Consider the following 20,420-nt stretch of genomic DNA (forward strand, 5'->3'; position numbering starts at 1 on the left):
GAATCGCTATGCAGATCGGAACCGTACTGCTTCTTTTTGTGGGCTTGGCCATCGCCATCCTGTTCATGGGGTTCAAAGTGGTGCCCCAGGGCTACCAATGGACCGTCGAGCGTTTCGGCCGCTACACCAATACTTTAAAACCCGGCCTGAATATCATCATCCCGGTCATGGACCGCATCGGTCGCAAGATCAACGTGATGGAAAGCGTGCTGGATATCCCGCCTCAAGAAGTCATCACCGCCGACAATGCCACCGTGCAGATCGATGCCGTGTGCTTCTTCCAGGTGGTCAACACCGCCCAGGCCGCCTATGAGGTCAACAACCTCGAACATGCTATCCGCAACCTGCTGCAGACCAATATCCGCACCGTGCTCGGCTCCATGGAACTGGACGCCATGCTGAGCCAGCGTGACGGCATCAATGAAAAACTGCTGCGCACCGTGGATGAAGCCACCGCGCCATGGGGCATCAAGATCACTCGTATCGAGATCAAGGACATCAGCCCGCCCGCCGACCTGATGGCCGCCATGTCCGGCCAAATGAAAGCCGAGCGGATCAAACGTGCGCAAATCCTCGAAGCCGAAGGCCTGCGGGCGTCGGCGATCCTGACAGCCGAAGGCAAGAAGCAGGCGCAGATCCTTGAGGCCGAAGGTAGCCGCCAGGCCGCGTTCCTGGAGTCCGAGGCACGCGAGCGTCAGGCCGAAGCCGAAGCACGGGCGACACAAGTGGTGTCCGAAGCCATTGCGTCGGGCAACGTGCAGGCGGTGAACTACTTCGTCGCGCAAAAATACATCGACGCCCTGGGCAAGCTTGCATCGGCCAACAACAGCAAGGTCATCCTGATGCCGCTGGAAGCCAGCCAGGTGATTGGCGCCGTAGGCGGTATCGGCGAAATCGTCAAGGCAACCTTCGGCAACCAGAAAGGCTGAGGCCAACACCATGTGGGACTTTTTGCTGCATTTGTCGTTCTGGGACTGGCTGGCGCTGGGCACCGTGCTGTTGATTCTCGAGGTGTTCGGTGCCGGAGGCTACCTGCTCTGGATGGGCATCGCCGCCGCCGCCGTGGGCGTGATCAAGTTCCTGTTCCCACCGCTGGGGCTGGAATGGCAACTGCTGCTGTTTGCAGTGTTGTCGATACTGACCGCCGTGTACTGGTGGAAACGCCAACGCAGCAGTGCCAAGGCCAGCGATCAACCGGGGTTGAACGAGCGCGGTTCGGAGTTGGTGGGGCGCACTTTCGTGGTGCATCAAGCCATTGTGGATGGCCGCGGCAAAGTCAAAGTCGGCGATGGCGTGTGGATGGTCACCGGTGCAGACGCGCCCGTGGGCGCTCAAGTCCGCGTGGTTGGGCAGGATGGGGTGATTTTAAAGGTTGAAACTGTTTAGTCAGTGATGGAACTGGATCGGGTTAACTACAATCAAAACGTACAGATAACCCACCGGAGTCACCCATCATGCGTCTCAAATATGCTGTCGCAACCCTCGCTGTGCTTTCCCTACCTGTCGGCTCAGCCATGGCCGATAGCTTCTGGCGTAATGTCATCTCGTCGGGCGCCACCACTGGTTCGACTTACCTGACGTTCAAGGACCACAAGCTGGTAGTCGCCGCCCAGGACGACGCGGGCAGCTTCGTCGCCAGCGACGGCGGCATTCGCGGCCCGTATCTGGAAGCGGCCATGCAGAAGGTCCGCGCCGATAACCCTGGCCTCCAAGCCACGGACATGGAACTGGCTAACGCCATCCTGGCGAAGAATGCTGTGACCGAGTAACAACTGCCTTCATAAAAAATGCCGCTTTCTCAAGCGGCATTTTTTTGCCTGCTGCATGACGAATCGTTCATGGATGACAGGCTATATTCAGTCTCGGCGTGCAACCATGCCCTACTGACACGTCTATTTTTCATTGCCTACCTGAAACGGATGCCTTCTTCGTCATGAGCCAACAGCCCTTCCTGCCGTTTTCCAAACCGACCATTGATGAAGCCACCATTTCGGCGGTCGGCGATGTTCTGCGTTCCGGCTGGATCACCAGCGGGCCACAGGTGCAGGCGTTCGAAGCACAGCTGTCGGACTATTTTGGCGGCCGTCCGGTGCGCACCTTCAACTCGGGCACCTGCACCATGGAGATCGCCTTGCGCATCGCCGGGATCGGGCCTGGGGATGAAGTCATCACCACCCCAATTTCCTGGGTTGCCACGGCTAACGTGATTCTCGAAGTCGGCGCCACTCCCGTCTTTGCCGACATCGACCCGGTGACACGCAATATCGACCTGGCCCAGGTAGAAGCTGCCATTACCCCGCGCACCAAGGCGATCATCCCGGTCTACCTGGCCGGCTTGCCCCTGGATATGCCGATGCTCTACGCGCTGGCCAACAAGTACAACCTGCGTATTGTCGAAGATGCTGCCCAGGCCCTGGGGTCCAGCTGGGATGGAGAACGCATCGGCGCAACCGGCGACTTCGTGTCCTTCAGCTTCCAGGCGAACAAGAACATCACGTCGTCCGAAGGCGGCTGCCTGGTGTTGAATAATGCCGAGGAGGCCCGTCTGGCAGAGAAGTACCGCCTGCAAGGCGTCACCCGCAGCGGCTTCGATGGCCTGGATGTGGATGTGCTGGGTGGCAAGTTCAACATGACCGACATTGCCGCCGCCATCGGCCTGGGGCAATTTGCGCACATCGAGAAGATCACCGCCCATCGTCAGAACCTGGCACGGCACTACTTCAAATGCTTTGGCAGCGATTTCGAAGCCCAATACGGTGCGCAACTGCCGCCGGCCGACTTCGAAAACAGCAACTGGCACCTGTTCCAACTGGTATTGCCGGAGCGCCAGGATGGCCTGCCAGCCCGCGCCACGTTCATGGAACAGATGCAGGCCCACGGCGTGGGTATCGGCTATCACTACCCGCCGATCCACCTGCTGAGCCTGTATCGGGCACAGGGTTTCAAGGAAGGCATGTTCCCGGTGGCGGAGCGTGTTGGGCGTTTGATCGTGTCGTTGCCGATGTTCACGGCGATGACAGAGGCGGATGTGGAGCGGGCTGTAGCGGCGGTTAAAGCCGTATTGAAAAGAGCCTGATCACAACCAGCAGACACCCCCCAATCAACTGTGGGAGCTGGCTTGCCTGCGATGCTGGCACCTCGGTGTATCGGTGATACCCGGGTGACCCAATCGCAGGCAAGCCAGCTCCCACATTGATTTGTGTCGTTGTAACTATGGGGTTTATTCGCCGATGGCGGCTTTGTAGCCGGCGGCATCCAGCAGATTGTCCAGCTCGGCCTTGTCGCTTGGCTTGAGCTTGAAGATCCAGGCGCCGTAAGGGTCAGAGTTCAACAGTTCAGGATTGCCACCCAACTCGTCGTTGACAGCAATCACTTCGCCCGCAATCGGCGAGTAGATGTCCGAGGCGGCCTTGACCGACTCCACCACCCCCGCCTGGTCTTCAGCGGCAAACACCTTGCCCACTTCGGTCAGTTCAACAAACACCACATCACCCAAAGCTTCCTGTGCATGGTCGGAGATCCCGACGGTCACGGTGCCGTCAGCTTCCAGACGGGCCCATTCGTGACTTTCGGCAAAACGCAGGTCGGCAGGGATATTGCTCATAGTCTGTGTCCTCAAGATGAAATGTCAGCGGCCATTGGCCTGCCGGAATTGGTTAGATCAGGGTTTTGCCATGACGCACGAAGGTCGGCTTGACCACTCGAACCGGATACCACTTGCCGCGGATTTCCACTTCGGCCCGGTCGGCAGTCGCCGTCGGCACACGCGCCAGCGCAATGGATTTGCTTAGCGTAGGCGAGAAACTACCACTGGTGATCTCTCCTTCGCCAACATTGGCGATACGAACCACCTGATGAGCACGTAGCACGCCACGCTCTTCGAGGACGAGCCCCACCAGTTTGAACTGCACGCCGGCCGCTTTTTCTGCTTCCAGCGCAGCGCGGCCAATGAAATGACGCTCGAGAGGTTCCCAGGCGATGCTCCAGGACATGTTGGCCGCCAGGGGCGAGACGGCCTGGTGAATATCCTGGCCATACAGGTTCATGCCGGCCTCAAGGCGCAAGGTGTCGCGCGCACCGAGGCCGATGGGGGAAATGCCCGCGCCCACCAGATCGTTGAAAAAGCCCGGTGCCTGATCGGCCGGCAACACGATTTCGAGGCCGTCTTCGCCGGTATAGCCGGTGCGGGCGATGAACCAGTCGCCGTCGGCCCGGCCTTCGAACGGTTTGAGCTGATGGATCAGGGTGCCACGGGACTGGGTCACCAGTTCGGCGATTTTCTGCCGGGCGTGTGGGCCTTGGATGGCGAGCATGGCCAACTCTGACCGTTCATGCAGTTGCACTGAGTAGGTGCCCAGTTGCTCCTGCATCCAGGCCATGTCCTGGTCGCGGGTGGCGGCGTTGACCACCAGGCGGTAACCGGCTTCGGTGCGGTAGACGATCATGTCGTCCACTACCCCGCCCTGCTCGTTGAGCATGGCGCTGTATAACGCACGGCCACAGCCGTGCAGTCGGTCGACATCATTGGCCAGCAGGTACTGGAGCCATTCCTTGGCCTGGGGGCCGGTGACATCGATTACGGTCATATGAGATACATCGAAGACCCCGCAGTCGCGCCGCACCTGGTGGTGTTCTTCAACTTGCGAGCCGTAATGCAAAGGCATATCCCAACCGCCAAAATCGACCATTTTCGCGCCGAGGGCGAGATGCAGGTCATACAGAGGCGTACGCTGTCCCATGGGTTTCTCCTTCCGGGCTTGGCGAAGGCGCGCAGAGCTGCCACTTGCGCCGAACACCTTGTACTACAAGGCCCGCAGCCACATACAGCAGGTCGATCCGAAAGACGGAGCGCACCGAATGCCGCGCATTGTAGCCTCAAGCCGTAGGACTGGCACCTAACCGATTTGCCGAGCCGAGCGACGAATCAGCCCGATGACCGGCAACAAGCCAACCAGCACAAGGGTCAGCGCCGGCAAAGACGCCCGCGCCCATTCGCCTTCACTGGTCATTTCAAAGATGCGGACCGCCAGGGTGTCCCAACCAAACGGGCGCATCAGCAAGGTGGCGGGCATTTCCTTGAGCACATCCACAAACACCAGCAGCGCTGCGCTCAACGTGCCCGGCAGCAATAACGGCAGATACACTTTGCAAAACAGTCGTGGGCCGCTCACGCCAAGGCTGCGTGCCGCTTCGGGCAGTGACGGACGGATTCGCGCCAGGCTGTTTTCCAGCGGCCCGTAGGCCACCGCCAGGAACCGCACCAGGTACGCCAGCACCAGTGCCGACAGGCTGCCCAGCAGCAAAGGCTTGCCCGCCCCGCCCAGCCATCCGGAGAGCGGCACCACCAACTCGCGGTCCAGGTAACTGAACGCCAGCATGATCGACACCGCCAGCACCGAGCCTGGCAAGGCATAGCCGACATTGGCCAGGCTGATACCGGAGCGAATCGCCCGGGTGGGCGCCAGACGGTTGGCAAAGGCCAGTATCAGCGCCACGCTGACCGTGATCAGCGCTGCGATACCGCCCAGGTAAAGGGTATGCACGATCAGCCCGGTGTAACGTTCATCCAGGTCGAAGCGGCCACGCTGCCAGAACCACGCCACCAGTTGCAGCATCGGAATCACGAACGCACAGGCGAAGACCAGGCTGCACCAAGCGCTGGCCGCCACGGCTTTGAACCCGCGCAGGTGGTACAACGCCTTGCCCCGTGGGCGCTCATTGCTCGGTCGGCTGGCCCCGCGCGCACGTCGCTCGCCATACAGCACCAGCATCACTACCAGCAGCAGCAGGCTGGCCAGTTGCGCGGCACTGGACAGGCTGAAAAAGCCGTACCAGGTTTTATAGATTGCGGTGGTAAAGGTGTCGAAATTGAACACCGAGACCGCGCCAAAATCCGCGAGCGTCTCCATCAGCGCCAAGGCCACACCGGCACCAATTGCTGGTCGCGCCATTGGCAATGCCACGCGCCAGAACGCTTGCCATGGCGATTGCCCCAGCACCCGCGCCGCTTCCATCAAGCCTTTGCCCTGGGCCAGGAACGCGCTGCGCGCCAGCAGGTAGACATAGGGATAGAACACCAGCACCAACACAATGACCACGCCGCTGGTAGAGCGTACCCGCGGCAAACGCAGCCCGGTGCCGAACCACTCGCGCAGCAGGGTTTGCACCGGGCCGGCGAAATCCAGCAGGCCCACAAACACGAAGGCCAGCACATAGGCAGGGATTGCAAAGGGCAACATCAGTGCCCAATCGAGCCAGCGCCGCCCGGGGAACTCGCACAGGCTGGTCAGCCAGGCCAGGCTGACGCCGAGCAGCGTCACGCCCAGGCCGACACCGAGCACCAGGGTCAAGGTGTTGCCCAGCAAGCGGGGCATCTGAGTGTCCCAAAGGTGCGACCAGATCTGTGGGTCAATGCTTTGCCAGGACAGCAGCAGCACGCTCAGCGGCAACAGCACCAGGGCGGCGACGCTGAAAACCGGTAGGTACCAGCGACGTTGGGCGGGGTGGGCCAAGGAAAAGCTCTCAGAAAAATAAAGATGTTGAAGCGGCCACTAACCAATGTGGGAGCTGGCTTGCCTGCGATACAAGCACCTCGGTGTATCAGTGATACCGAAGTGATGCAATCGCGGGCAAGCCAGCTCCCACAGTTAAGCGGCGCAGCTTCAGTTCCAGCCAGCGCGATCCATCAGGCGAATCGCTTCGGCCTGGCGCTTGCCTGCCACTTCCACTGGCAAGGTATCGGCCACGAACTTGCCCCAGGTCGCCACTTCCGCCGATGGCGGTACCGCTGGGTTGGCAGGGAACTCCTGGTTGACGTCGGCGAAGATCTTCTGTGCCTCAGGCGTGGTCATCCACTCCACCAGCGCCTTGGCCGCTTCCGGGTGCGGTGCGTGCTGGGTCAGGCCGATGCCGGAGAGATTCACATGCACGCCGCGGTCGCCCTGGTTCGGCCAGAACAACTTCACCGCCAGCTCTGGCTTCTGCTTGTGCAGGCGACCGTAGTAATAGGTATTGACGATACCCACGTCGCATTGCCCGGCGTTGATGGCCTCCAGCACGGCGATGTCATCGGAGAACACGTCAGTGGAGAGGTTATTCACCCAACCCTTGATGATTTCTTCGGTCTTGGCCGCGCCATGGGTTTCGATCAACGTGGCGGTCAGCGACTGGTTGTAGACTTTTTTCGCCGTGCGCAGGCACAGGCGGCCTTCCCACTGCTTGTCGGCCAGGGCTTCGTAGGTGGTCAGGTCGCCCGGTTTTACCCGGTCGGTGGAATAGGCGATCGTTCGCGCACGCAGGCTCAAACCGGTCCAGGCGTGGGCCGATGAGCGATATTGCAGAGGAATGTTCTTGTCGATGACAGGAGAGGTGAACGGTTGCAGGATGCCCATCTGCTCGGCCTGCCAGAGGTTACCGGCGTCAACGGTGAGCAGCAGGTCGGCGGTGGCGTTCTCGCCCTCTGCCTTGATGCGCTGCATCAACGGGGCTTCCTTGTCGGTGATGAACTTGACCTGTACGCCGGTCTTTTTGGTATAGGCGTCGAAGACGGGCTTGATCAGTTCGTCGATACGCGAGGAGTAGACCACGACTTCGTCGGCCGCCTGCACGGTGGTGCTGCCGATCAGGGTGAGTGCCAGGGCAGTCAGGAGGCGCTTGGGTGCCAACATGGGTGCGGTCTCTCATTTGCAAATGGAGGGCAAATGATAAGGACTCACATTTGGTAACGCTTGGTTGAGGCGTTACCAGATGTTGCAGGTGCTTTTATTCACCTTTGTGGGAGCGGGCTTGCTCGCGAAAACGGAGTGTCAGTTATAGAAATATCAACTGAACCACTGCATTCGCGAGCAAGCCCGCTCCCACACAAGCCCGAACGGACGCATTTCAGTTCAGGGTTTGGCGAGTTCGGGGAGATCGCCAGTCAATCCCAGTGCCTGGCGCACAAACACGGCTTTGGCTTCGGGCATCTGGTCGACGATTTTCAAACCCGCGTTGCGCAACCAGCGCAGCGGCAGTTGATCGGCCTGGAACAAGCGCTCAAAGCCTTCCATCGCCGCCATCAGCGCCAGGTTATGGGGCATGCGGCGCCGCTCGTAACGGCTCAGCACTTTCACATCGGCCAAGCGCTCGCCGCGCTCGGTCGCCGCCAACAGCACTTCGGCCAGCACGGCTGCATCGAGGAAACCCAGGTTGACGCCCTGCCCCGCCAACGGGTGAATGACGTGGGCGGCGTCGCCGATCAACGCCAGGCCTTCGGCCACATAACGTTTGGCATGGCGCTGGCGCAACGGTACGCACACACGCGGGTCGGCACTGACCACAGTGCCCAAGCGCCCCTCGAAGGCACGTTCCAGTTCCCGACAGAAGCGTTCATCATCCAGCGCCATCAAGCGCTCGGACTCCGCGGGCGTGGTCGACCAGACAATCGAGCACCAGTCTTCCTGCCCATCGCGCACCAGCGGCAGGAACGCCAGCGGGCCGGTGTCGGTGAAACGTTGCCACGCGGTGCGCTGGTGCGGCTGGCTGCTGCGCACGCTGGTGACGATGGCGTTGTGCAGGTAATCCCATTCGCGGGTAGGTGTACCGGTCAGGCGGCGTACAGCGGAGTTGGCACCGTCGGCTGCCACCACCAGCGGCGCGCGCAGCTTGCGGCCGTCGGCCAGGGTCAACAACCAGTCATCGCCGGATCGGCGCATCTGTTCCAGGCGCGCATTGGCCAGCAGGCCGAGGTCGCAGTCATGCAGGCGATCAAGCAAGGCATCCTGCACCACGCGGTTCTCGACGATATGCCCAAGCACCTCCGCATGCACACTGGCCGCCGAGAAGTGGATCTGCCCGGTACCGCTGCCGTCCCATACCTGCATTTCGCCATAGGGGCTGGCACGCCGCTCTACGATGCCGTCCCACACGCCCAGGCGCTCAAGAATGCGCTGGCTGGCCGCCGACAACGCACTCACCCGTGGTTCAAACGCCGCCGCCGGCTCAAACGGCTTGACGCTCAACGGGCTGCCGTCGAGCAGCAGCACCTGCAGGCCACTGCCCTGCAACGCCAGCGCCAGGGCGCTTCCGACCATTCCGGCCCCGACAATCAGCACATCTGCGCGCATGTCCATATTCAAGCCTGTCTCGCTGGCGACTTGCGCCGCACATAAAGGGTTTTGTCGACCCGCGCCACCAGAGTGCCGGAGCCGTCATGAATCTCGACCTTGAGGTGGGGCAGATATTTCTCGCCACCTGCGGTCTGGCGCCGGATTTCATCGAGCAAAGCGTCGTCGATGGAGAATTCGGCATACACCGGGCCTTTGCCCGGCGAGATGAAGTCGATACTCGCGGCCTTGTCCCACACGATGTAGTCGCGCCCCAGGTTCTCCATCAACAGCAACATATAGAACGGATCGACCATCGAATACAGGCTGCCGCCAAATTGCGTACCGACGTAATTGCGGTTGTACCAACCCAGGCCCATGCGCACCTTGGCATGCCGAAAATCGGCACTCAATGCTTGCACCCGCACCCCGGCGCCGAGATACGGCGGGTACAGGGTGAGGAACCAGCGCAACAGGCGCGCCTTGCCCACGCGTTGGGTTAGCCACTTACGCATCGGAACGCGTACCCAGGCCCATGGCCTGGCGGGCGAACCAGCGTTTGGCCGGTGGCAACAGGTCGAGGCCGAGCAAGCCCATATTGCGGCCCAGCGCCACCAACGGTTGGGCACTGCCAAACAGGCGCGTGACCTGGTCGGAGAAGCCTACGGTGAGTTGCTGGTCCAGGCGCTGGCGCTCGCGATAGCCTTGCAAAGTCGCCAGGTCACCCGGCACAGCAGGCCCGGCCAGCAGCGCTTCGGCCAAGGCATTGGCATCGCGCAGAGACAGGTTGAACCCCTGCCCGGCAATCGGGTGCAGGCTATGGGCAGCATTGCCGAGGACCGCCAGGTGCGAGCGCACTTGCTCTTCGGCTTCCACCAGGGTCAACGGGTATAGGTGGCGGGCGCCCACTTGCTTGAGGGTGCCCAGGCGATACCCGAACACACCCTGCAGTTCGCTCAGGAAGCTACGCTCGTCAAGGCTGGCCAGGCGCTGGGCGTCCATGCCGATGCGGGTCCAGACCAGCGCGCAACGGTTGTCCGGCAGCGGCAGCAAGGCCATGGGGCCGTCATCGGTAAAACGCTCGAACGCCTCGCCATTGTGGGCTTCGCTCGGGGTGATGTTGGCGATCAGGGCGCTCTGGTTGTAGGGCCGGGTTTTCACGCCAATGCCCAGTTGCTCACGCAAGCCGGAACGGCCGCCATCGGCCAGTACCGCAAGGTCGCATTCCAGCACGGTTTCATCGTTGAGGGTCAGGCGATAGCCATCGGGCAGCGGCTCCATGCGCGTGACTTCCGCCGGGCAGCGCCAGCTCACCACGTCCTTGTCCAAGCCTTGCCACAGGCATTGGCCGAGCCAGGCGTTTTCTACCACATAACCCAGGGCCGGCACGCCCTCCTCCATCGCAGACAGACGCGCGGTGGAGAAACGCCCACGGTCCGACACGTGGATCTGCTTGATCGGCTCTGCACGTCGGGAAATGGCTTGCCACAGGCCCAGCCGCTGGTAAATCTGGCGCGCGCCAAACGACAGCGCGGAAGAGCGCGCATCGTAGCTCGGTTGGTAGCTGTCGCCCGGTGCAAAGGGCTCGATCAGCACGATCTTCCAACCCCGCGCCTTGGCCCCCGCTTGCAACGCCAGGGCCAGGCTGGCGCCCACCAGGCCACCGCCGATAATCGCCAGGTTGACCCGGCTCATCGGGCAGCCGCCATCAACGCTTCGATCTCGGCAACGGTCTTGGGCACGCCGCCAGTCAGGATTTCACAGCCTTGCTTGGTCACTACCACGTCGTCCTCGATGCGCACGCCAATGCCACGCCATTTTTTTGCCACGTTCTGGTTGTCCGGGGAAATATAGATGCCCGGCTCCACGGTCAAGGCCATGCCCACTTCCAACACGCGCCATTCACCGCCCACTTTGTACTCGCCCACATCATGCACATCCATGCCCAGCCAGTGGCCGGCACGGTGCATGTAGAAGGCGCGGTAGGCTTCGCTGGCGATCAACTCGTCAACGTCACCTTGCAACAACCCCAGCTTCACCAGGCCGGCGGTGATGACCTGCACGGTCGCCTCATGGGCCTGGTTCCAATGCTTGTTCGGTGCGATCTGCTTGAAGGCGGCTTCCTGGGAGGCCAGCACAATCTCGTAGATCGCCTTCTGCTCCGGCGAAAACTTGCCGTTGACCGGCCAGGTACGGGTGATATCGCTGGCGTAGCAATCGATCTCACACCCGGCGTCGATCAGCACCAGATCGCCGTCCTTGAGCACCGCATCATTCTGCTGGTAATGCAGGATGCAGCTGTTGCGCCCAGCAGCGACGATGGAGCCATAGGCCGGCATCTTCGCGCCGCCTTTGCGAAACTCGTAATCCAGCTCGGCTTCCAGGCTGAACTCATGCAGGCCGGCACGGCTGGCCTGCATCGCCCGCACATGGGCCGCACAGGAAATTCGCGCTGCCTCGCGCATCACCTTCACTTCTGCCGCCGATTTATACAGGCGCATATCGTGGAGCAAATGATCCAGGGCAACGAATTCGTTCGGCGGCTGGGCGCCCAGGTGCGCTTTGGAACGGATCACGTTGATCCACTCCATCACGTGCCGGTCGAACTCGGCATTGCTGCCCATGGCCGAGTACACGCGGTCGCGACCTTCGATCAGGCCGGGCAGGATGTCGTCGATATCGGTAATGGGGAAGGCGTCATCCGCGCCAAAGTCGCGAATCGCGCCCTCGGTGCCCGCACGCAGGCCGTCCCACAATTCGCGCTCGGCATTGCGCTCGCGGCAGAACAGCACGTACTCGCCGTGTTGGCGACCGGGCATCAGCACGATCACCGCTTCGGGCTCGGGGAAACCGCTCAGGTACTGGAAATCGCTGTCCTGGCGGTAAACATGCTCGACATCGCGGTTGCGGATGGCCACGGCGGCGGCCGGCAGGATCGCGATGCTGTTGGGTTCCATCTGCGCCATGAGCGCCTTGCGGCGACGGGTGTATTCCGCTTTGGGGATATGAATCATGGGCAGATGGGCTTCCTTTCTCAGTGCAACGACGGCTTGGGAGCAGCGGGCTCAGCGGACTTGCGGGTCTCGGTGAACAGCAGCAACGGCGCGACGCGCAGGTATTCCATGACTTCCATGTAGTCGCCTTCGCCATCTTCGGACTCTTCCAGGGCATCTTGCACCTGTGAGATGGCCGCCAGGTCCTGCAGCACTTCCTTGGCGTCGGTGCTCAGCTCCAGGCCGCCGGCATTCACGCCGAAACCGTGGAGGAAACCCTGGCACCACTGGCCCAGGGCAGCAGCGCGCTCGGTGAGCGGCGCGTCATCGGTCGGCAGCAGCAGGACCACGGTGACGTCGTCACCGGTCAACTCGCCCTTGACCATCTCTTGCAGGCCGATCAACGCATTGCGCACGTTCTCGGTGGGTTCGGTTTCCAGCAGCTCGGCCACATCGGCCAGCCAGTTGTCGGCATCAAAGCCGACACCGGTGCAACTGCGGCCCAACAGCACGCCGTGCAGTTCAGCAGGCGAGCATGGATGGCCGCTGGTGCTCAGCAGTTTGGAAAAAGCATCGTACGGGGAGTTCTGAATGGGCATGGTGAGCTAGGCGCCAGACGGCGCAATGTCTAGAATGGAGCGCTGTATCCTAGCACCGGCAGACGTACCAAGACTATCGAGGGCGTCAGATCGTTTATCCTGCAGTTGCCATTCATCAGACAAATCCAGTGGAACCCAATGGAAGACACCGACCTGCAAGCGCTGATGGCCAGACTCGAACTGCTAATTGATCGGGTCGAGCAACTTAAGAGTCAAAACGGACTCCTATTAGCTCAGGAAAAGACCTGGCGCGAGGAACGCGCTCACCTCATTGAAAAAAACGAAATCGCCCGGCGTAAGGTCGAATCTATGATTTCGCGCCTGAAGGCCCTGGAGCAAGACTCATGAGTTCAAGCAATAGCGTTACCGTGCAGATCCTCGACAAAGAATATTCGATCATCTGCCCCCAGGAAGAACGCAGCAACCTGGTGAGCGCTGCCCGCTACCTGGACGGCAAGATGCGCGAAATCCGCAGCAGCGGCAAAGTGATCGGCGCCGACCGCATCGCTGTGATGGCCGCGCTGAATATCACCCACGACCTGCTGCATAAGCAGGAGCGCCCTGACGTACAGGCAAGTGGCTCGACGCGCGAGCAGGTGCGTGACCTGCTCGATCGCGTGGATCTGGCGCTTTCCACCGATTCAGACACACCCAAGGGCTGATTGCCGAGCGGGTTTAAGGTATACTCGCCCCACTCCCTGGCGTGTTTGCCAGTCGGCGATGTCCCTGAGCCGATTCGCACTACCCTGGAAGTTGCACGTTGGGCTGGTGTGCATGTCCGCTAGACGGAAAGCCTTAAAGCCTACTGCTTCTTCCACCTTGAACTTTCGGGTTCAAGGGCTAAGTCGACAGCGGCTCTGTCGGGGAGCCTGAATTCCCAAACTCAATGCCAGTCCCCGGACTGGCATTGTTTTATGAGCCGAAAATCATGACCGAACCTGCGCCGCTATCTCGTCCGCAACTTCGACGCATGTTGCGCAAGGCCCGCCGCGCCCTCACGCCAAGCGAGCAGCGCCAGGCCGCTCAGGGTCTGTACCGACAACTGGCACAGCACCCGCTGTTTCGCCGGGCCAAACATATCTCTTTATATCTGCCCACGGACGGTGAAATCGATCCGCGCCTGCTGCTGCGTGCGGCCCAGCGCCGCGGCAAAGCCACTTACCTGCCGGTGCTCAGCGCCTGGCCGCGCACCAAGATGGTGTTCCAGCGCGTACGTCCTGGGGATAAGTTGTTGCCCAACCGCTTTCGCATTCTTGAGCCACGGGTCAATGCCCATCACCAGCGCCAGGTCTGGGCGCTGGACCTGGTGTTGTTGCCGTTGGTGGGGTTCGATGATGTGGGCGGGCGCCTGGGCATGGGCGGCGGGTTCTACGATCGCAGCCTGGCTTATCTTGCCCGCCGCCAGAGCTGGCGCAAGCCAACGCTGCTGGGGCTGGCCCATGAATGCCAGAAAGTCGAACGCCTGGCGCAGGCAAGCTGGGATGTGCCGTTGGCGGGTACGGTGACTGATAAGCAGTGGTATGTCGCGCAAACGCCACTGGAAACAGCGGCGCCTTAGTGAATGCTTGAGTTAACGCTTGAACGGTTGTGGCTGCTGCTGAGCCAGTTCAACCGGTGCATCGGTCTTGTTCGACCACAGGCTCTGGGCATAACCGGTGGTCACGACGCCCAGACCAAACAAAATAACCAAAATCCATAGTAAATCCGGCTTACGTTGCATCGATTGCCCCCCTTTCAGGCACCTCGTACACGATGACAACAACGTTCCAAAGTAGTCCGTTGCAGCTGCGTCAAGCTTAAAAGCGCGCATTCTGCGGTAACGTGAACCAACACGCAAACCTTGACGCCAACCGACTGTCGGTTTGTCATGCAATTGCCCGACAACTTGCCCAATGCCTTTTTCAGGAGCCCAACAATGGCCTACTGGCTGATGAAATCCGAGCCCGACGAACTCTCCATCAACGGCCTGGAAAAGCTCGGCGAAGCGCGCTGGGACGGGGTACGCAACTATCAGGCCCGCAACTTTTTGCGTGCCATGGCCGTGGGCGACGAGTTTTTCTTCTATCACTCCAGTTGCCCGGAGCCTGGGATTGCCGGCACCGGCAAAATTATCCGCGCCGCCTACCCGGACCCCACCGCACTGGAACCAGAAAGCCACTATTTCGACGCCAAGGCCACCCCGGAGAAAAACCCGTGGAGCGCGATCGATGTCGCCCATGCGCAGACCTTCCCCAAGGTGCTAAGCCTTGGCTATCTGAAGCAGCAAACTGCACTGGCTGAAATGCCGCTGGTGCAAAAGGGCAGCCGGCTTTCTGTCATGGCAGTCACGCCTGAACAATGGGCGGCCATCCTTTCTCTGCTTTAACTGACCGATATCAACCCCCCCATGGGCTAAACCCATCACACTGGGACGCTAACGCCGCAGGATGCAGCCATGTCTACGAACCACCATACGTCCCGTCTGTTCGCCATCGCCCTGATCGTCCTGTTGCTGGGGGCCGGGGCCTTTGGTTACTGGCGTTCGACCCAGGACCGCCTGCCCGAAGGCTTGAGCATGGGCAATGGGCGCCTGGAATCCACCGAAGTGCAGATCGCCGCCAAGATTCCCGGGCGCCTGGCCGAAGTGCACGTGGATGAAGGCGACAAAGTGCTCAAGGGCCAGTTGCTGGCGCGCATGGACACCCGCACCCTGCAAGCCCAACGCGCCCAGGCCGAAGCAGAGGTGTTGCGCGCCAAGGAAAACTTCGCCGCCGCCCAAGCCAACGTGCAATTGCGCCAAAGCGAGCAACTGCTGGCCAGCCAGGAACTCAAGCGTACCCAAGAGCTGTACCGGCGCGGCTTCGCCAGCAGCCAATTGATCGACCAGCAGCAAGCGCGCCAGAACACCGGCAACGCGGCAGTGATCGCCGCCCAAGCCCAGGTCAACGCGGTGAAGGCCGCCATCGGCGCGGCCCAGGCCCAAGTGGCCCAGCTCACCAGTGAAATCGACGACAGCAGCCTGCGAGCGCCCATCGACGGTATCATCCAATTGCGCCTGGCCGAGCCGGGCGAAGTGCTCGGCGCGGGCGGGCGCGTGTTGCTGCTGATTGACCCCAATGACCAGTACATGAATCTCTACCTGCCCGCCTCCGTTACCGGCCGTCTGACCGTCGGCAGTGAAGCGCGTATCCTGCTCGACGCCCTGCCCCAGCAAGCGCTGCCGGCCAGAATCAGTTTTGTCGCGGCCAAATCCCAGTTCACTCCCAAGGAAGTCGAAACCCGCGATGAGCGGCAGAAACTGGTGTTCCGCGTCAAATTGCGCCTGACTCAGCCAAGCGCCGTGCCACAAGCCAAACCGGGCATGCCCGGCGCGGGCTATGTACGCACGGCCGATGTCGACTGGCCGGCCAACCTGCAATGAGCGGCTTGGCGCTGCACGCCACGGGGATCAACCACCGCTACGGCAAGCAACATGCACTGCTCGACATTGCCTTCAGCCTGCCGGCCGGTACCCGCTGCGGGTTGATCGGCCCGGACGGCGCCGGCAAGTCGAGCCTGCTGGGTTTGATCGCGGGGGTTAAAAAACTGCAGGACGGCCAGTTGCAGGTGCTCGGCGGTTCCATCCAAGACCGTCGCCACCGCAACAGCCTGTACCCGCGCATCGCCTTTATGCCTCAGGGCCTGGGCGGCAACCTATACCCCGAGCTGTCCATCAGCGAGAACATCCGTTTCTTCGCTACTTTGTTCGGCCTGTCGAAAGCCGATTGCGACCAGCGCATGCACAACCTGCTGCTCGCCACCGACCTTGCACGCTTTGCCGAGCGCCCGGCAGGCAAGCTCTCCGGCGGCATGAAACAGAAGCTCGGCCTGTGCTGCGCACTGATCCATGATCCGGACCTGTTGATCCTCGACGAGCCCACCACCGGCGTCGACCCACTGTCACGCAGGCGTTTCTGGGAGCTGGTAGACAGCGTACGCAGTGAGCGCCCGCAACTGACACTGCTGGTGGCCACCGCCTACATGGAAGAGGCCGAGCAATTTGAGCATTGCCTGATGCTCGACCGTGGCAGGTTAATCGCCGATGGGCTGAGCCGCGAACTGGCGACGATCACGCCCAGCGGCAAACTGGATGAAGCCTTCACCCACTTCCAGGGCGACAGTGCCCACAACAACCAACCACTGGTCATTCCACCGCGTACAGGCGGCAACGCCGATATCGCCATCCAAGCCCACAACCTGACCCTGCGCTTTGGCGATTTCACTGCGGTGAACAACGTCAGCTTTGCCATTGGCCGCGGCGAGATCTTCGGCTTCCTCGGTTCCAACGGCTGCGGCAAGACCACCACCATGAAAGTCCTGACCGGGCTGATGCCGGCCACCGAGGGCAATGCAATCCTGCTGGGCAAACCGGTGGACGCCAAGGACCTGGCGACCCGCAAACGCGTAGGCTTCATGTCGCAGAGCTTCTCGCTGTATGGCGAGCTGAGCGTGCGCCAGAACTTGGTGCTGCATGCGCAACTGTTCGACTTGCCCAAGGCCGACAGCGGCCCGCGCATTGATGAACTGATCCAACGTTTCGACCTTGGTGAAGTGGCCGAACAGCCCTCCGGCGAGTTACCCCTTGGCCTGCGCCAGCGTTTGTCCTTGGCGGTTGCGGTGCTGCATCGCCCGGAAGTGCTGATCCTCGATGAACCCACCTCGGGCGTCGACCCTGCGGCGCGGGATGATTTCTGGCGATTGCTGATCGAGTTGTCACGGGAACAGGGCGTGACCATCTTCCTGTCCACCCACTTTATGAACGAAGCCCAGCGCTGCGACCGCATCTCCTTGATGCATGCCGGCAAGGTGTTGGCCTGCGACACGCCCGAGGCGCTGCAACAGCAGTTCCACGGTGACACCCTGGAAGCCGCGTTCGTCACCTGCCTGGAACAGGCACAGGGCGAACCGGAACCCACCACTCCCCCTGCAACCGTCAACGAAACCCACGCGCCGCCCGCGAGCAAACGCGGCTTCAGCCTGGCGCGGTGGTTGGCGGTGGCCAGCCGCGAAGGCAAGGAACTGCTGCGCGATAAGGTACGTATGGCCTTTGCTTTGCTCGGGGCGCTGTTCATGATGGTGATCTTCGGCTACGGCATATCCCTGGACGTGGAAAACCTCGCCTTCGCCGTCTACGACCAGGACCAGACCCCGCAAAGCCGTAGCTACCTGGAAGCGTTTCGCAGTTCGCGCTATTTCGCTGAACGAGCCCCCATCAGCGACGCCAACGAACTGCATCGGCGCCTGCAGCGCTCGGAAATCAAACTGGCCCTGGAGATCCCGCCCGGCTTTGGTCGCGACCTCTACGCCGGCCGCCAGCCCACTGTCGCGGCCTGGCTCGACGGGGGCATGCCGTTTCGCGCTGAAACCAGCCGCAACTACGTGGAGGCCGTGCACCAGAGCAACCTTGCGCAACTGGCTGAACTCAGTAGCCTGCCCTTGAATAACCAGGCGGCCGCCAAACTGGAAACCCGCTTTCGCTACAACCAGGACGTGGTCAGCGTGAACGCTATCGGCCCTGGCGTGATGGCGCTGATCCTGGCGTTCATTCCGGCCATGCTCACCGCCCTCGGCATCGTGCGCGAGAAGGAGCTGGGGTCGATTACCAACTTCTATGCCACGCCGCTGACACGCCTGGAGTTCCTGTTGGGCAAACAGGCGCCCTACCTCGCCGTCAGCCTGATCAACCTGGCGCTGCTGGTGGCGATGAACCGCTGGTTGTTCAGTGTACCGTTCAAAGGCAGCGGCCTGACCCTGGCCTTCGGCGGCCTGTTGTATGTGCTGGCGACGACGAGCATGGGCCTGCTGATCTCGGCGTTCACCCGCACCCAGATCGCAGCGATCCTCGGCACCATGATCATCACCAGCCTGCCGACCATCCAGTTTTCCGGGCTGATCGTGCCACGTTCGTCCCTGGAGGGGGCGGCGGGGCTGATGGGCATGCTGTTTCCGGCCGGGCACTTTCTGGATATTGCGGTGGGCACCTTCACCAAGGCCCTGGACCTGCGTCAGTTGTGGCCTCAATGCCTGGCGTTGTTCGGGTTTTTCGTCGGTTTTACCGGGCTGAGCCTGGTGATGCTCAAGAAGCAGGAGGCTTGATGCACAAGCTCACTCACATCCTGCGCCTGGGGCTCAAGGAACTCACCAGCCTGCGCCACGACAGCGTGTTGCTGCTGTTTCTGTTCTACGCCTTTACCGTGGCGATTTATATGCCCGCAGCCGGCTCGGTAATTGGCGTGCACAACGCCAGCGTGGCCTTTGTCGATGAAGACCACAGCGCGCTCTCGCGGCAAATGGCCCAGGCCCTGCAACCTCCAGAGTTCCAGGCGCCAGCGCCACTGCCTTACGACCAGATGGACAAGGTCATGGACAGCGGCCAATACACCTTCGTGATCAATGTACCGGCGAATTTCCAGGCCGACCTGCTAGCGGGGCGCCAGCCGGGTGTGCAAGTGAACGTCGATGCCACGGCGATGAGCCAGGCATTCATGGGGGCGGGTTACATCGGGCGAATTTTTCAACGCGAGCTGCTGACCTACAGCGGTCAGGCCGACGCTGCTAGCAAAGCCCCGGCCCTGCTGACCACCCGGGCACTGTTCAATACCAACCTGGAAGGCGGCTGGTTCCTGGCGGTGATCCAGATCGTCAACAACATCACCATCCTCGCCATCGTGTTGACCGGCACCGCCCTGTTGCGCGAACGCGAGCACGGCACTCTCGATCACCTGCTGGTGCTGCCTCTGACCGCGCTGGAGATTATGCTGGCGAAAATCTGGAGCAACATGCTGGTGGTGGTGTTGTGTACGTGGCTGTCCCTGGAACTGGTGGTCAAAGGTTTGCTCGGCGTGCCGTTAGCCGGTTCGTTGAGCCTGTTCCTGCTGGTGACGGCGCTGTATCTGTTTGCGAGTACCGCGCTGGGGATCTTCCTCGCCACCCTCGCCCGCTCGACGCCGCAGTTCGGCCTGCTGGCGATCCCGGTGATCATCCCGATGCTGTTGCTCTCTGGCGGCAGCACGCCGCTGGACAGCATGCCCGAATGGTTGCAGTGGGTGATGCAGGGCTCACCATCGACGCATTTTGTGAGCTTGAGTGCAGCGATTCTATTCAGGGATGCAGGGCTGAGCGTAGTGTGGCCAGACTTGCTGGCACTGGCGGGGATTGGCCTGGTATTTTTTGCGGTGGCGTTGGCGCGGTTTCGCAAAAGCCTGGCTTCCTGAGGAAGCCTGGCAGGACCTCGCGAATGGCGCGAAGCGCCGGCTTTACTGGATGATCAGATTGTTGAAGAGCAGGTCTTCGACCATCGGCTTGCCGGTCTCGTCATTCATCACTTGCTGGGTTTGTTTCAGGGCTTCCTGACGCAGCTTTTCCTTGCCTTCGACCGTACTCATGGCCTCGCTGGTCTGCTGGGTAAACAGCGCCACCAGCTGGTTGCGGATCAACGGATCGTTGGCCTTGACCGCCGCGGCTGCTTCGGTGCCGGTCACACGCAGGGCGATGTCGGCCTTGTACACCTTGAGTTTGGCCGTGCCATCCAGGCCGTAATTGCCCACGAACGGCGGGCTCAGGCTGATATAGCTGACCTTCGGCGCCTCGCCCTCTTTGGCCTCTTCGGCCTGGGCTGCCATCGGCAAGGTCAGGGCCAGCATCAACAGGATCCACGCTTTCACAGTTCATTCCTCGAATTCGGTTGCCGGGTAGCATAACGCTAGCAAGGCTGAGCACAAGCTTAT

Annotated in this window: 22 protein-coding genes and 1 other RNA gene; 12 read left to right on the forward strand and 11 right to left on the reverse strand. The window is 61.4% G+C overall.

The window, feature by feature from the left end; all coding sequences use genetic code 11:
- The first annotated feature begins 8 nt into the window (after positions 1–8).
- The 4 genes from JJD66_RS00080 to JJD66_RS00095 all read left to right on the forward strand — a co-directional run bounded on the left by JJD66_RS00080 (position 9) and on the right by JJD66_RS00095 (position 3,076).
- Complete coding sequence (locus tag JJD66_RS00080) at positions 9–929, forward strand: SPFH domain-containing protein (protein WP_003195285.1); 921 nt, start codon at positions 9–11, stop codon at positions 927–929.
- Between the two features lie 10 nt (positions 930–939).
- Complete coding sequence (locus JJD66_RS00085; protein ID WP_014720400.1) at positions 940–1,386, forward strand: NfeD family protein; 447 nt, start codon at positions 940–942, stop codon at positions 1,384–1,386.
- Positions 1,387–1,454: 68 nt separating this feature from the next.
- Entirely contained in the window at positions 1,455–1,769 is a 315-nt protein-coding gene (locus JJD66_RS00090; protein WP_003176799.1) for a DUF2388 domain-containing protein, read from the forward strand.
- Positions 1,770–1,933: 164 nt separating this feature from the next.
- Positions 1,934–3,076 (forward strand): DegT/DnrJ/EryC1/StrS family aminotransferase, encoded by a 1,143-nt coding sequence (locus JJD66_RS00095; protein ID WP_105228909.1) that lies wholly within the window; start codon positions 1,934–1,936, stop codon positions 3,074–3,076.
- A 144-nt stretch (positions 3,077–3,220) separates the two neighbouring features.
- Here the strand turns inward: JJD66_RS00095 and gcvH are convergent, their stop codons facing one another.
- The 9 genes from gcvH to JJD66_RS00140 form a co-directional block, all read right to left on the reverse strand.
- Positions 3,221–3,604, reverse strand: coding sequence for a glycine cleavage system protein GcvH (gene gcvH / locus JJD66_RS00100; protein WP_200647388.1), 384 nt, complete (start codon positions 3,602–3,604; stop codon positions 3,221–3,223).
- A gap of 52 nt (positions 3,605–3,656) precedes the next feature.
- Positions 3,657–4,739 (reverse strand): glycine cleavage system aminomethyltransferase GcvT, encoded by a 1,083-nt coding sequence (gene gcvT, locus JJD66_RS00105; RefSeq protein WP_200647389.1) that lies wholly within the window; start codon positions 4,737–4,739, stop codon positions 3,657–3,659.
- 156 nt (positions 4,740–4,895) lie between these two features.
- The gene (locus tag JJD66_RS00110) at positions 4,896–6,512 is read right to left on the reverse strand and encodes an ABC transporter permease (RefSeq protein WP_020301817.1); all 1,617 of its coding nucleotides are present in this window, start codon (positions 6,510–6,512) and stop codon (positions 4,896–4,898) included.
- A gap of 150 nt (positions 6,513–6,662) precedes the next feature.
- Complete coding sequence (locus JJD66_RS00115) at positions 6,663–7,667, reverse strand: extracellular solute-binding protein (RefSeq protein ID WP_057975325.1); 1,005 nt, start codon at positions 7,665–7,667, stop codon at positions 6,663–6,665.
- 219 nt (positions 7,668–7,886) lie between these two features.
- On the reverse strand, positions 7,887–9,104 hold the full coding sequence (locus JJD66_RS00120; protein ID WP_168220205.1) for a 2-octaprenyl-3-methyl-6-methoxy-1,4-benzoquinol hydroxylase: 1,218 nt from the start codon (positions 9,102–9,104) through the stop codon (positions 7,887–7,889).
- An 8-nt stretch (positions 9,105–9,112) separates the two neighbouring features.
- Entirely contained in the window at positions 9,113–9,598 is a 486-nt protein-coding gene (locus tag JJD66_RS00125) for a DUF4442 domain-containing protein (protein WP_198715828.1), read from the reverse strand.
- A complete protein-coding gene (gene ubiH / locus JJD66_RS00130; RefSeq protein ID WP_105228914.1) occupies positions 9,591–10,778 on the reverse strand; it encodes a 2-octaprenyl-6-methoxyphenyl hydroxylase in 1,188 nt (395 codons plus the stop codon). The genes JJD66_RS00125 and ubiH overlap by 8 nt, the downstream gene beginning before the upstream one ends.
- Positions 10,775–12,097 carry a Xaa-Pro aminopeptidase gene (gene pepP, locus JJD66_RS00135; protein WP_034129009.1) on the reverse strand — a complete coding sequence of 441 codons (1,323 nt, stop codon included), beginning with the start codon at positions 12,095–12,097 and terminating at the stop codon, positions 10,775–10,777. The genes ubiH and pepP overlap by 4 nt, the downstream gene beginning before the upstream one ends.
- 20 nt (positions 12,098–12,117) lie before the next feature.
- A complete protein-coding gene (locus JJD66_RS00140) occupies positions 12,118–12,675 on the reverse strand; it encodes a YecA/YgfB family protein (protein ID WP_076951965.1) in 558 nt (185 codons plus the stop codon).
- Positions 12,676–12,813: 138 nt separating this feature from the next.
- Between JJD66_RS00140 and JJD66_RS00145 the strand changes: the two genes are divergently transcribed.
- The 4 genes from JJD66_RS00145 to JJD66_RS00160 all read left to right on the forward strand — a co-directional run bounded on the left by JJD66_RS00145 (position 12,814) and on the right by JJD66_RS00160 (position 14,233).
- Positions 12,814–13,023 (forward strand): TIGR02449 family protein, encoded by a 210-nt coding sequence (locus JJD66_RS00145; protein WP_003177365.1) that lies wholly within the window; start codon positions 12,814–12,816, stop codon positions 13,021–13,023.
- Positions 13,020–13,337: a cell division protein ZapA gene (locus tag JJD66_RS00150; RefSeq protein ID WP_054895993.1), complete on the forward strand. Its 318-nt coding sequence runs from the start codon at positions 13,020–13,022 to the stop codon at positions 13,335–13,337. Before JJD66_RS00145 ends, JJD66_RS00150 begins: the two co-directional genes overlap by 4 nt.
- Before the next feature lie 30 nt (positions 13,338–13,367).
- Positions 13,368–13,546, forward strand: a non-coding RNA gene (gene ssrS, locus JJD66_RS00155) — 6S RNA.
- Positions 13,547–13,603: 57 nt separating this feature from the next.
- A complete protein-coding gene (locus tag JJD66_RS00160) occupies positions 13,604–14,233 on the forward strand; it encodes a 5-formyltetrahydrofolate cyclo-ligase (protein ID WP_105228915.1) in 630 nt (209 codons plus the stop codon).
- 12 nt (positions 14,234–14,245) lie between these two features.
- Here JJD66_RS00160 and JJD66_RS00165 read toward each other — a convergent pair whose 3' ends face one another.
- A complete protein-coding gene (locus JJD66_RS00165; protein ID WP_010207387.1) occupies positions 14,246–14,395 on the reverse strand; it encodes a hypothetical protein in 150 nt (49 codons plus the stop codon).
- A gap of 195 nt (positions 14,396–14,590) precedes the next feature.
- Here JJD66_RS00165 and JJD66_RS00170 point away from each other — a divergent pair, with 195 nt between their 5' ends.
- The 4 genes from JJD66_RS00170 to JJD66_RS00185 all read left to right on the forward strand — a co-directional run bounded on the left by JJD66_RS00170 (position 14,591) and on the right by JJD66_RS00185 (position 19,907).
- Positions 14,591–15,040, forward strand: a complete 450-nt coding sequence (locus tag JJD66_RS00170) for an EVE domain-containing protein (protein WP_105228916.1) — start codon at positions 14,591–14,593, stop codon at positions 15,038–15,040.
- A 69-nt stretch (positions 15,041–15,109) separates the two neighbouring features.
- Positions 15,110–16,075, forward strand: coding sequence for an HlyD family secretion protein (locus JJD66_RS00175; RefSeq protein ID WP_105228917.1), 966 nt, complete (start codon positions 15,110–15,112; stop codon positions 16,073–16,075).
- A complete protein-coding gene (gene rbbA, locus JJD66_RS00180) occupies positions 16,072–18,789 on the forward strand; it encodes a ribosome-associated ATPase/putative transporter RbbA (protein WP_200647390.1) in 2,718 nt (905 codons plus the stop codon). The genes JJD66_RS00175 and rbbA overlap by 4 nt, the downstream gene beginning before the upstream one ends.
- Positions 18,789–19,907: an ABC transporter permease gene (locus JJD66_RS00185; RefSeq protein ID WP_198715832.1), complete on the forward strand. Its 1,119-nt coding sequence runs from the start codon at positions 18,789–18,791 to the stop codon at positions 19,905–19,907. Before rbbA ends, JJD66_RS00185 begins: the two co-directional genes overlap by 1 nt.
- A gap of 42 nt (positions 19,908–19,949) precedes the next feature.
- Here JJD66_RS00185 and JJD66_RS00190 read toward each other — a convergent pair whose 3' ends face one another.
- The gene (locus JJD66_RS00190) at positions 19,950–20,357 is read right to left on the reverse strand and encodes a flagellar basal body-associated protein FliL (RefSeq protein WP_105228920.1); all 408 of its coding nucleotides are present in this window, start codon (positions 20,355–20,357) and stop codon (positions 19,950–19,952) included.
- Positions 20,358–20,420 lie beyond the last annotated feature (63 nt).

Origin of the sequence: Pseudomonas sp. MF6751 (assembly GCF_016613265.1) — a bacterium.
GTDB classification, from domain to species: Bacteria; Pseudomonadota; Gammaproteobacteria; order Pseudomonadales; family Pseudomonadaceae; genus Aquipseudomonas; species Aquipseudomonas fluorescens_BV.